The organism is Chryseobacterium sp. (genome assembly GCF_019236175.1).
GTDB lineage: Bacteria > Bacteroidota > Bacteroidia > Flavobacteriales > Weeksellaceae > Chryseobacterium.
In genome coordinates, this window is the sequence record NZ_JAFAJM010000020.1 from 119120 (window position 1) to 131822 (window position 12703).

Consider the following 12703-nt stretch of genomic DNA (forward strand, 5'->3'; position numbering starts at 1 on the left):
AGGCAAAATTATTGTGCAAGTCTGATTCCCGTAAACTGCCACTGCAGCCGTGTCTGGAAAAAATTCCGGTACGTATTTCTGCTGTGTCCGGAAGGAGTGGCTTCAGAAGCACCACGCAGCACCATCTGGTTAACCATAAATTTCCCATTATATTCTCCTACGGCTCCGGCTTCTTTTGTAAATCCAGGATACGGAAGATAGGCAGAATTTGTCCATTCCCAGCGTTTTCCCCAATTGAAATGGCCTGATGCCACTTCCCATTCCTCTTCTGTGGGCAGGCGTTTTCCTTTCCATGCAGCAAAAGCGGAAGCTTCAAAAAAGTTGATATGACATACTGCTTCACTGAGGTTTATTTTCTGTAATCCGTTTAGGGTATAATTCATCCATTCTCCTTCAATCAGATGCCAGTACAATGGGGATTTCGCATTGCTCTGCTGTACCCAGTCCCAGCCTTCGGCGTGCCAGTGCCTGAAATCTTCATAGCCTCCGGCTTCCATAAATTCCAGGTATTCTTTATTGGTAACCAGCCCGCTGCTTATTTCAAAATCATTCAGATATACTTTGTGTCTTCCCAATTCATTATCAAAACAGAAGCCTTCTCCCATAAAACCAATTTCATAAATCCCTTCTGAAAAGTGTATCATTCCTGAGTTTTCAAGATTATCTTCTTTTGAAGCAGGTCTTTTTCTGTAAGCAGGAAACAGCGGATTGTGCCCTAAAATATATTTAATATCCGTTAGCAATAATTCCTGATGCTGCTGTTCATGGTTTAAACCCAGTTCCAGAAGAGGCTCCAATGATGCTGTAAGATATCCGTTTTCAAAAAATTCGGACATCTTCCGGTCTACATATTCACGGTATTTAAAAACATCTGAAACGGAAGGCCGGCTCAGATTTCCTCGGTCTGTACGGATGACGCGGGCTCCTATGGTTTCATAATAACTGTTGAATACAAAATTATACTGAGGATCAAAAACTTCATATCCCGGGAAATCAGACTGTAAAATAAAGGTCTCAAAAAACCAGGTCGTATGCCCTAAATGCCATTTCGGCGGGCTTACATCTACGACCGGCTGAACTACATAATCTTCAATTTCCAGAGGCCGGCAAATCTCAACCGAATGATTCCGGATTTCAGCATACTTTTCTGTCAGGTTTTTATGAGAGAGGGTCTTTACAGATTGTGTATCTTTTTTCATAAGAAATCATTTTAAATTATATCACCCAGACGGAATCCACAAACCAGTTTTTGGCATCATTGATTTCAATAAGAATATGAAATCCCGAATCTTCTGCCAGTTTCCGGATCTCTTTTTCTGAGAATTTCTGAGAAACTTCCATATCAATCAGTTCGTTTTCCCTGCAATGAAACACGTGGTTTCCGATATGTACTTTCTGATCGCAAAGACTCACCAGAAAGCTTCTGCAGGCTCCTGAAACCGGATCATAGTTTTGATAATGCTGAAACTGCTCCAGTTTAAAGTCGGCATTCAGTTCCCGGTTGATTCTTGTGAGAAGATTAAGATTGAAGGCAGCGGTAATTCCCGCAGGATCATTATAGGCGGCAAGAATGGTATTAGGGTTTTTCTTCAGGTCAAAACCTACCAGGAACAAATCTCCGGAGTTCAGCTTTCTTTTCACTTCTCTACAAAAATGCCGTGCTTCATCAATTTCCATATTTCCGATATTTCCCCCTAAGAAAAGGACAACTTTTTTTCTTTTCGAAATACCGGTTGCCTTATCCAGCATATCAAAATATTCTCCTTCCAGAGGCAGAATTTTCAGTTCAGGCAGTTTCTTATTCAGATTTTCCTGCAAAACGGAAAGAATATTTCCTGAGATATCTATAGGCATATAGGTAAAGTCTGTTCCTTTCTCTACCAGTTTTTTAAGAAGATAAGATGATTTCATCGCATCGCCTGCACCTAATTCTATCAGGTCAAAAGATTCGTTGATATGGGAAATTGCCGTTGCCATTTCCTCTGTTTTATTCTGAAATATATCCAGCTCACACTGGGTGAGATAGTAGTCCGGCATGGCCATAATCTGCTGAAAAAGATGATCACCTGTTTTGTCGTAAAAATACTTGGATGATAGTTTTTTCTGATGAGCAGACAAGCCTTTCAGAACATCCGAGCGAAAACTATCGGTATACTTATTTTTAAACTGATGATCCTGTTTGAACTGTACATTCATAGTTTATATTTTGGTTGGTATTAAGTAACTACAAGTATCCTGCCGTCAGCGGAACTACTTTCCCTCTCTTTTCATCAACATATGAACTTCTTCCGTTTCCTCCAATTAAAGATAGGATTTATTTGCGGTTTTCATCCTACCACACTTCATCTTATTTGAATAATCCTGAGTTCTATGATAAAAAAACTGAGCAAGTTGGGGGAATAAATTCCTGGATAATATAATACCTACAAAGACATTCCTATGTATTTATCAGGTTAAAAAAAAAATGAACAAATACTAAAATCCTCCTGCTACAAAAAATCCTTTCGTGTAGTCTTATTACATTTTCCATCATAAAAAAACAGTATCTTTCAAAAGAAAATGCTAAATATTCCGTTTAATTCTTAAATTTGGCTAATGCGAAAGAATCTTTATTTTATCATTATAGTATTTTCTCTTAGCAGCTGCTATACATATCAGGTAAAAAAGCAGGCGGATACGGCGGGCGACAATAAGCAGGAATCTAAAAAGAATGGAGCTCCTGTGAATACAGCATCTGCGCCAATGCAAAGTCCGGCAGCCGGATCTCCCAATGTAAAGGCACAACAGGCGACCCCTGTTCCGGTGAATATCCAGGAGAAACTTGCCCCTAATAAAAATGTTAAAATAGATGTTGAAGGCAGAAGCTATAAAATAATCGTTGACAGATGGGAAAGTGACAGTCTGGTAGCCCATCCTGTTCACCATCCTAAAAAGATTCTGAAATTCCATAAGAACCAGATCAATAGTGAAAAAATTGCAGAAAAGCGTTTTTCACAACCTATCGCTGACATTATTACGGTGAGTGTATATGCCGGAATCGGTGCATTAATCTGGTATCTTCTCCACTAATTTTTATCGATAATTGAGAACATATTTTTGTTTCTTATCAGCTCTTACTTCTTTTAGTTGTAGCGGGGCAATTGAATATATGGGTTCTAAATCAGTCGATTTTGCGCAACATACCTATCTTTAAATGTAATATATTTGATGTGCGTATTGTTATATTTACAACTCATAAAACTATTTGCCATGAAACATCAGATTTCCTTATTACTTCTTCTTATTTCCCATTGCTTTTTTTCACAGACCATTGTTCCGGAAAAACTGGACCATTACTTCAGCTATATTGAAAACAACAATATAGGAGTCGGAAGTCTGTCGGTTTTTAAAAATGGCAAGGAAGTCTACACCAGAAACTTCGGACAAAAAAACATTCCTGAATTAGTTTATAACCCAAGCACCAGATATCAGGTAGGTTCGGTAACCAAAATGATGACTGCTGTTTTAATTTTCAAATTAATTGAAAAGCATGCTTTAGATCTGAATGATAAACTGTCAGCATTTTATCCTGAAGTTCCCAATTCAGGTATCATCACCATTAAAAATCTATTAGAACACACCAGCGGACTGGGAAGTTATGTAATAAAAGATGGCGAAGTCTGGGTTACCGGAAAAGCAACCGATCGTGAAATTGTAGATCTTATCATTAAGCAGGGGAAAAGTTTTGAACCGGGGGAAAAGGTAGCTTATTCCAATTCCGCCTATTATCTCCTGACGAAAATTCTTGAAAGAAAGCATAAAAAAACCTTTCACGAAATCCTTGATTCAGAAATTATACAACCTCTGAAACTTAAAAATCTGGTTTCATTCGAACCTCATCAAAAAAATGTATTTCTGCCTTACCGGTATGAAAACAATTCCTGGACTCTTCTGAAAAAGGAAATAGACTTTCTCAACGTCATCGGTGTGGGTGATGTCTCCGCTACGCCTTATGATCTGAACATATTCATCAATAGTTTATTCCACAACAATATTCTTAAAAAAGAATCATTGAAACTCATGGAGCCCGTATTAAAAAAAGAAGACTGGGGAAGAGGAATGGCCATTTGGGATTTTGACGGTATCATATTCTATGGACACGGAGGTGATACTTTAGGATCACATGCAGTTCTTATCTATAATAAAGAGGCAGATCTCTCCATCGCTTACGTCACAAACGGAGAACGAATTAAGAAAGAAGATTTTATAAAAAATGTAGTCCGTCTGCTGTATAACAAAGAAATTACACTTCCGGAAATAAAAAACAGAGAATGACGATTTGTAATGATAAATAATGATTCTTTGGATCATTTAAAAACCTCAGCAGTGCTGAGATTTTTTTGTTTACTCCCGTCTTATCTTGATACAGCAATCTACTTACCTGAAACCGGAGATTTAATTTTCACCAGACAATAGCTGAAAGCAGATTCCCAAAAATAAAGAAGCATCATTGGTAACGATGCTTCTTTTTTTAAACTTCCGAGGTAAATTTTCTGTTATTCATATTTGGAAAAATCAACGGCAAATATACATCGGTTGACCTGGCTGCCATTCTGAGCTCCGGCATTGGGTTCATATTCTGTAAGGCTCCACAGATATCCGTATTGAGATTCGTAATAGAGTGATTCTGCTCCATAAGGCCATCGGTAACGTACCGTATCATCTGCTCCGTCGGTATATCTTGCCAGCCGCGCATTGGAACCATAAGAGTTGCTTGGAGATCCGGTACAGGAAAGCCATGTTCTGTTCCCTTTCCGGAATACACCCTGAATACCATGGGCATGGCTATCGGTAAAAAGGCTGTTCTTCGGACTTACGGTGACAATCCCTGAGTTTTGAAGCATTCCGCCGGCATCCACCGGAAAACCAAAAACCATGGGAACAATAGAAGCATCGGCGCTCCCTGCATAGTATTGACCGGTCCAGAGTTGAGTTCCTTCATCATTAACCTGTATGGTGGAGAAAGGACTCGCATTATTGATCTTCTGATACCCGGTCTGCGGCAGTATATACCGGTAATTGAAGGCGAATAAATTACCATTGGTATCTTTACCGCATTTGTCACCGGTACTGTCTCCTGTGCTTACTTCAATTATTTTATCCAGATCGAAGATCCGAACTCCCAGACTGGTGCTGCTGAGATATACTTTCCCTTTAAAACAGGCAATACCTCCGGCATGTACTTTCAGAGGAGCATAAGCACCATATTGCGTATAGGTTGTAGTACCGGCCGGAATATCGGGCTGTACCAGCAGGATATGGCGATACGTCAGGTAAGTGGAAGAACTCGGGCTGATATCAATCAGGGTAATTCGGGACCCTTTATATTCGGCATCATCCTTGGCATACCAGCTTACCAGCAGATAACGAACCCCATTTTTTGTAAACCCTGCAATTCCCTGAGGCCGCCAGATAGAGGTGGTCTCATCATCAGTATTCCAGCGGATTCCTCTTACCCTGTTTTCTTCCGGTATATTGAATCCATAGACTTCAGTATAAGAATTTCCGCCAACCGCCTGCCGGTTTTTATCGATCTGAGCCGGATTTAAAAAACTAAAACCTGAACTGATATAAGCACTGGTGTCTGTATAAGGGTTGACACTGACATCAGCAGCTGCTCTGCCGGTATTGAATTGTGCCGAAAGTTCCTCCCCTGTTACGGAAGCTATTTCAGTATTCTGGCATCCGGTGCCGGTAAACATCAGCATCAGCATCCATCCCCATATTTGTTTTTGAATCATGATTAGTTTTTTGGTGTTTAATAAGATATAAGAAGCCTGATCAGCAATTTATAAACTGCGTACGAAACTAATATATTCCGTTTTGATCCGGATCACCTCAGTATTAAGCCTGTATTAATTTTATGATTTCCCTATTCTGCTTTGTTGATTCAATAATTAACCCTATTGAAAATAAAATTGTCTCAATAATGAGACAATTTTCGTAATTTTGAGACCGTAAGAAATTATATGAATACCCAGCAAAAAATTATTGATGCCGCGATATCCGTTTTAAATGAGAATTTTTCTGCAACCATTGAAGACATTGCAGTACGTTGTGGTATCAACCGGAGAACGCTTCACCGGTATTTTAAAAGCCGACATGAATTATTGGAAGCATGTTATAAAAATATGAAGGAGACCTGGGAAATTGCAGCGATTAATGCCTTTAACAGCTCGGAAGATCCTTTGGTACAGCTTGAACATTTATTATACGCAGGCATTGACAGCGGAACAAAATATGCTTTCCTCATGAAGCTGAATGATGATATTAAGTCTTCTTCAACAGCTTATGAAAGTGAGCAAAATGCGGCGTATTTTAAATTAAGAAATCAGTTATTGGATACTCTTCAGAAATTACAGAAGGAACAGGTAATTGACGACCGTTTTCCGTTACCATGGATAAGAATTCTTTTCACCAGTGTCATCAGTGCAACGATTACAGCATTCAGATCCGGAGATATTGCCCCCAATGAGGTAAAGAAGCTGGCCTGGTATTCATTCGGCAGAAGTATCGGTATACCATTAAACAGATAAAAAATGATACATTCTTTTTTAATGATGGGTCAATCTAATATGGCCGGCCGTGGCTATACTAAAGAAGTACCGCCTATCTTTGATGAACATATTAAAATGCAAAGAAACGGATTATGGCAAATCATGTCCGAACCCGTTAATTTTGATCGTCCCAGTGCCGGTGTGGGGCTTGCCGCTTCATTTGCCGCCTGCTGGAGACAAGACAATAAGCAAAATGAGATAGGCCTGATTCCATGTGCTGACGGAGGAACCAGCCTTGATGACTGGGCTATAAGTGGCGCTTTATTTGAAAATGCCATTTCACAAGCCAGACTTGCACAACGAACGAGCCGGCTTGCAGGTATCCTCTGGCATCAGGGTGAGAGTGACTCTTCTCCGGAAAAAGCACTGCAATATGGTGAAAAGTTTTCTGTCATTATCAGGGCATTGCGTCAGGAATTACATATTCCGGAAGTTCCTCTTATCATAGGTGGTTTGGGCGATTTCTTATCCAATGGCATTTTTGGACAGTATTTTACCTCCTCTCCTCTCGTAAATCAGGCACTGGAAGATTTTGCCGCAGCTTATGCCAACTCTTATTTTGTTACCGCCAAAGGGCTTACAGCGAATGCGGATGATATTCATTTCAATGCCCGGTCACAAAGACTATTGGGAGTAAGGTATTATAATGCCTTCCGAAACTTGCAGCATCTTTCCGATCCTCTCTGCGATGAAGAAGATATACTGGCAAGTCTCTATAACCGTCCTTATACCCCAACAGAAAAAATCAGACTGCTGGAACATGAATTTGCAGCCGGAAATATTGAGCCTAAGGAGTATCTGGAAGCACTGACCCTGCTCAGCCGGAAATAAAATATACCTGCCCTCCAAGGTCAGTTGACTCCGGAGAACAGGTAGAAGATTACTTTGAATTATTGGCACAAAGTCCTGAGATTTCGCAAAGCGGGCTGATTTTCAGGCCTTCCTAAAAAGAATAAGCAAGGCCTAACTGCAGATTGGAATTTTTTGAAGCCTCTCCGCCTCCATTTTTTACAATATCCGTTAAACCGGCCGTATAGCGGGCATTGATTCCAAAGTTCGGAGTCATTTTATAGCCTAAACCTATACCCAAACCGAAATTAAAGGTTTTAAATGAGTCTATATTCCCTGCGTCATAGGAACGTCCGTTAAAATCTCCTTTTGCACGGGCATCCACAAGGTATCCAAATTCAGGGCCCGCCTCTATATAAAACTCAGAAGTAGCATTATACTGAACCATCACAGGAATATTGACATAACCCAGATTTTGTTTCAAAGCCGTAATTTTATATCCTCCAAAGACATAATCGTCTTTTGCTTTTGCTCCCTGCAGGCTATACACCAGCTCCGGCTGAATACTCCATACAGATGAAACAGCAAAATTGAGAAATATCCCGCCATAAAATCCTAGTTTTGATCTGGTATCACTTCCCGTTACACTTGAAAGATTCCCCCCTGCTTTAAGACCAAATTTTGGTCCTGATGTCGATTGAGCAAATGCCATAGTTGACACAACGAGGCACAGGCTTAATAATTGCTTTTTCATAAAATAATGTTTTTAAAAAATTTGTATTTTAATATTGATCGATAAGAAGGTTCTGCTGTATTTTTTACATGATAATACAGCTTCTTATTTTATTTTATCTGAATCCGGTATATTTTTATAGTATCGATAGCAGGTTGATTTTCATTAAAAGATAAAAAACATCCCTGATAACCAGTATTATTCCGCCAATAATCAATAAAACGGTAATTATCCAGATTGTTATTTCATGAGCATACTGATATCTGGAATCCTCTCTGGTTATCCGGTTGCTTTTAAAATTTAACAGGAAGTACAGCATTCCTATTCCGATCACTAAAGGTATCAGTCCCATGATTTCATATTGTTTTTTATAGAATAATGAATAAGAAAAATACATCATCATTTGTTTTATACCAATGAAGTTCTTTAGCTATTTTCTTTGCTTTTGGAAAAATCATATGTGTTTATTTTGTTTTCATTATTTTTGGAACAGATGGTATGTTTTTGTACCGCCTGAAATAATAATTATACTATCCCCGCTACCTCACGAATCTTTCGTGTGGCCATACTCTTAAAAATCAAAGATTCTAAAAACTTCAATACCATCCAGTAATCCTTTTTCGTCAGTATAATCTATTGCACTGCTGTACCGGTAATCTTCTGCTCCTTAGAACCTTTTTACTTCTAAAATTTATCCGCAGGTTTTAAAATTAATTTATTGTTTTTCCATTTAAATAATATCCAAATCCAGGCAATTGATGCCAGTATAAAAGAAATAATACTATTCTGATAAAACGCTTCTTTTACGGCCTGGTCTGACTGAAATTCCAGAAACACTTGCAACGGCCCCTCCAAAGACAGCTCCTCTTGCTATTCCTTCCAAGAAATTACTTATTAATAAATAAAGAATCTTTTAAATAGGGTAATTTCCTATAAACTTGATAATCTATTTTTTCTTTTTCCAGCAAAGAATCTAATATCTTAAAATTATTAGGATAGTCTATTATACTTAAATTAATTTTTGATAAATTATCATAAAAAATACCATTACATTTTTGTGGAGAGTCATTGCAGCTTTCATATAAATTAAATATCAAAAACATTCTTTTTTTTGTTTTTTTAGAAATAAATAACAAAGAATTTGCAAAACCTTCATAGTCCTTATATATTGCCATTTTATATGATTGACGTGAAAATCCTTTATAAGAATATTTTTCAGTATAATCGTCTAATAAAAAATTCATTTTATAATCATTACTATCAGTAAAGTCTGAAGTAATTATGCGTCCAAATACTGGATTAAATAATTTTTTCCTATTTTCTAACATATAGGTGGGAGATACTGGTAGCAAATAGTTAATATCAGAATTATTACTAAACCATAATTCTATCATAAGACTATTGTTATCTAACATATCCTTTTTTCCAATATAAACTGAAACTTCTTCGTTCCGATTTATCTTTTGGTCATCTTTACAACTTAAACAGACAATTAATATAATTAGCATTAATTTTTTCATTATTTTATCTTTACGGGTAAGTGCTTTATGTATTCATATACTCTATTATACTGTTGTCCAGGTAAAAACCAACTATTAAAATATGTTGCATTTTGTGGATTAAAAAAAAGAGGTAAATCTTTCTTTCCATTAAGTAATAAGAAATCTCTTTCAATACCCCAAATGGCCCCATGTTCAATACTAATTGGTTTTAAGTCGGATCCAGGTATTCCAGGTAGCATTTCTGGTTCATATCCGCTTTTAGTTTTGACCTGTAAATACATATTTAGGCTTGGATTAAGATTTATTGTAGAATGCCCTAATTCATGTGTCATTACAAATCCAAGCTTAATTTTAGAAGCAAAAGCTCCTTTTGAAAAATTTATACTAGAGGTATCTTTATCCCAAAAATTTCTTCTTGTATAAGCAATTACATCTTCTCCTTTTTTTGTATCATAATAAAAATCTCCTTTTCTGATATATCTTCCGGTAGGATTATCTGCATAAAACTGTTTTGCTCCGGTATTCATTTCATTCCATCCCGTTTCTTTAAACATTTTCCTTAAAGTATCTACAGAAGGATCCAGTGCTTCACCAGATTCTGGAATACCGTAAGAATCATATTCTGCTTTTGTCAATTCCCAAGTTCTTGGATTGGCAAAATATGAAATCATATAGCTTACTGCTGCTACAGTTCCTCCAAAGGCAGCACCTCTCAACACCCCTTCGAGAAAATTAGTACCATTAAATGCAGCATCAATTCCTCCTCCCAGACCTCCTGTTAAAGCTCCCACACCAACGGTACCTGCAAAACTGCCGACACTAAACAGACTGGATACTCCTCCTGTAACAAATCCCGAAAGACCACCGAGCAATATCGCTTTAGCGAATCCTTATAGGATTACTTTCATTTATTAGCTCAAGGTTAGGAGACTTTGTGCAGCGGGGGACCTGTAGATTAAGGTAAGATAAGTTGATTAAAATTAAATATAAAGTCTCCTGTAAAATAAGTATACCCATTACAATTGTAACCTTTTAAAACATGTAACTTTTCAATCTCTTTAGTAGAATTTGAAGCTTCCATGTCCTTCAAAAAACTTACGTATGGATTAATCGGAGATTCAAGCTTTAAAGTTCTTCCAGAGATATAATTTTTAATTTTAAACATGTAAGTCTTATTAGAATTACCTTTTAGAAAAATAGGATATTGATAAAGATTTTCTTTTCCATAATTATTATAAGTATTACAGTTGAATTTTTCTAACAAGTCATCATGATTTTTTTGAGTAATAGGAATAAATATAAATCCAAATGTGCTTCCTCCTTCTGGTAAGATCTTAAAATGGCTATCATTCAATTCAGGAATAAAATCTATATAATAATTTTTTTGATTTAAATTAGTGTATTTAACAACTAATACAGAATCTTCTTTATTCAAGGAAAGATCTACATATATTTCTTTTTCTTTAGTCCTGCATGAAAACAAAGTAAATATTTGTAATATTAAAATATAAATTACATTTTTTTTCATTTTCTAGTATTTAAAAGGTTTAATTAATTTTTTTAATAATATATCGAGTTCTGGTTTTGAAGAGTTTATATATCTCATAAGTTCGCTACTTTTAAAAGCACTATTTATCCATTCTACATTCATCCATGGGTTCACTTTTTGTAACTCTATAGACATTCTCCTGATAGCAACGTGCCCCCAATTATCTAAAAATTCATTATCAGCATATTTGGAAAAATTAGTTGCCGTGTTGGCTAATATTGCAAGATTTGAGGTATTTAAAATCACATGCCCTGTTTCATGAGTTATCACTTCTGTGAAAAGACCCTTTGAAGCGAAAGCTGCTTTTGATAAGTAAATATTATTTTTTGAAGCTATGCCAAGATATTGACCACGAGCAACTATTCGATTATTATTCCATAGATTATCCCACCACGTTTTTTTGTAAAAACTGTCATCTTGTGCTATACCATAACCGTCTGGTGCAAAAAGATAATAATGTTCGACTCCTTCATTTCCTAGACTACCATAGCTTTCTTCAAATTTTTTAATAGTTCCGTATGAATATTTTTCTTGATCTATAGATCGGTCTATGTTGTTATAGGAATAACTATCGGTCTTATTATATTCATGATTACCTTTTGTAATATTGGCAGCATTAACCATTTTAGTAATAGTCCAGCTTACCGCTGCCACAGTACCTCCAAAGGCAGCACCTCTCAACACCCCTTCGAGAAAATTAGTACCATTAAATGCAGCATCAATTCCTCCTCCCAGACCTCCTGTTAAAGCTCCCACACCAACGGTACCTGCAAAACTACCGACACTAAACAGACTGGAAACTCCTCCTGTAACAAATCCCGAAAGACCACCGAGCAATATCGCTTTAGCGAATCCTCCCATACTGAATTTATCTGTAATAGCTGCTTTTATCAGATACAGCCCGGCTCCGATAACGGCTCCCCAGAACGCTGCGGTAATAGCAGCGGTCAAAAATGTGTGGATCAGAGCCCACATAGGTGCTATAAACCAGAGTAGTTCTCCACTCGGATCATTATACATCAACGGATTATTCAGCACATACCCGTATTTGTTATAATTCTGGGTATTATAAGGGTCCTGAATGTTTTCATCGGTATTTAAGAATCTCCTCAATAATGGATCATACAGCCTTCCGTTCATATGGATGATGCCTATTTCCATAAAGTGCTCGTGGGAAGTGTAACCTCTGTCTAAGATGAGATTCTTCGCTTCGTTCAGAATGCCATTTTTGTCTGTGATGACGGGTCCGTTTCCAATTTGCAGATGGATGAGGTTGCCCCATGCATCAAAATGCCTTTGTTCCAGCTTATTTCCGGCTTCATCGCTGATCGCTAAGATGCTTCCCAGGTAATCTTTATGCAGGAATTTATAAGAACCACTACTCTCCGTATAGTTTTTTAAATATACAATATTGCTTTCATAAGGACTTCCTCCGATATAAATGATATGCTTTTCTTTTCCTGTGGTATTGTCTTTTACGATTTCATAACTTCCGTCTTCACTGTAGAATTTGGTGAATTTACCTTCGCCGTCT

Annotated in this window: 13 protein-coding genes; 4 read left to right on the plus strand and 9 right to left on the minus strand. The window is 37.2% G+C overall.

Features of this window, described 5'->3' with window-relative positions; all coding sequences use genetic code 11:
• Positions 1-8: 8 nt before the first annotated feature.
• Together egtB and egtD are read right to left on the minus strand one after the other, a co-directional pair.
• Positions 9-1199 (minus strand): ergothioneine biosynthesis protein EgtB, encoded by a 1191-nt coding sequence (egtB, locus tag JO178_RS18905; RefSeq protein WP_291939149.1) that lies wholly within the window; start codon positions 1197-1199, stop codon positions 9-11.
• 16 nt (positions 1200-1215) lie between these two features.
• Complete coding sequence (gene egtD, locus JO178_RS18910; protein WP_291939151.1) at positions 1216-2196, minus strand: L-histidine N(alpha)-methyltransferase; 981 nt, start codon at positions 2194-2196, stop codon at positions 1216-1218.
• Positions 2197-2595: 399 nt separating this feature from the next.
• On the opposite strand from egtD, the gene JO178_RS18915 reads away from it, so the two are divergent.
• Positions 2596-3069, plus strand: coding sequence for a hypothetical protein (locus JO178_RS18915; RefSeq protein ID WP_291939153.1), 474 nt, complete (start codon positions 2596-2598; stop codon positions 3067-3069).
• A gap of 180 nt (positions 3070-3249) precedes the next feature.
• Positions 3250-4314: a serine hydrolase domain-containing protein gene (locus JO178_RS18920; protein ID WP_291939155.1), complete on the plus strand. Its 1065-nt coding sequence runs from the start codon at positions 3250-3252 to the stop codon at positions 4312-4314.
• 221 nt (positions 4315-4535) lie between these two features.
• Here the strand turns inward: JO178_RS18920 and JO178_RS18925 are convergent, their stop codons facing one another.
• Positions 4536-5780 (minus strand): hypothetical protein, encoded by a 1245-nt coding sequence (locus tag JO178_RS18925; protein WP_291939158.1) that lies wholly within the window; start codon positions 5778-5780, stop codon positions 4536-4538.
• A 228-nt stretch (positions 5781-6008) separates the two neighbouring features.
• Here JO178_RS18925 and JO178_RS18930 point away from each other — a divergent pair, with 228 nt between their 5' ends.
• The gene (locus JO178_RS18930) at positions 6009-6575 is read left to right on the plus strand and encodes a TetR/AcrR family transcriptional regulator (protein WP_291939160.1); all 567 of its coding nucleotides are present in this window, start codon (positions 6009-6011) and stop codon (positions 6573-6575) included.
• Between the two features lie 3 nt (positions 6576-6578).
• Complete coding sequence (locus JO178_RS18935) at positions 6579-7427, plus strand: sialate O-acetylesterase (RefSeq protein ID WP_291939163.1); 849 nt, start codon at positions 6579-6581, stop codon at positions 7425-7427.
• 112 nt (positions 7428-7539) lie between these two features.
• Here JO178_RS18935 and JO178_RS18940 read toward each other — a convergent pair whose 3' ends face one another.
• From JO178_RS18940 to JO178_RS18965, 6 genes are all read right to left on the minus strand, one after another.
• Positions 7540-8139 carry a porin family protein gene (locus JO178_RS18940; protein ID WP_291939166.1) on the minus strand — a complete coding sequence of 200 codons (600 nt, stop codon included), beginning with the start codon at positions 8137-8139 and terminating at the stop codon, positions 7540-7542.
• 115 nt (positions 8140-8254) lie between these two features.
• Positions 8255-8521, minus strand: a complete 267-nt coding sequence (locus tag JO178_RS18945; RefSeq protein ID WP_291939169.1) for a hypothetical protein — start codon at positions 8519-8521, stop codon at positions 8255-8257.
• Between the two features lie 484 nt (positions 8522-9005).
• Positions 9006-9638 (minus strand): hypothetical protein, encoded by a 633-nt coding sequence (locus JO178_RS18950; RefSeq protein WP_291939172.1) that lies wholly within the window; start codon positions 9636-9638, stop codon positions 9006-9008.
• Positions 9638-10411 carry a hypothetical protein gene (locus JO178_RS18955; RefSeq protein ID WP_291939175.1) on the minus strand — a complete coding sequence of 258 codons (774 nt, stop codon included), beginning with the start codon at positions 10409-10411 and terminating at the stop codon, positions 9638-9640. Before JO178_RS18955 ends, JO178_RS18950 begins: the two co-directional genes overlap by 1 nt.
• A gap of 164 nt (positions 10412-10575) precedes the next feature.
• The gene (locus JO178_RS18960) at positions 10576-11148 is read right to left on the minus strand and encodes a hypothetical protein (RefSeq protein WP_291939177.1); all 573 of its coding nucleotides are present in this window, start codon (positions 11146-11148) and stop codon (positions 10576-10578) included.
• Positions 11149-11151: 3 nt separating this feature from the next.
• On the minus strand, positions 11152-12703 hold a 1552-nt coding region (locus JO178_RS18965), incomplete at its 5' end, for an RHS repeat-associated core domain-containing protein (protein WP_291939180.1).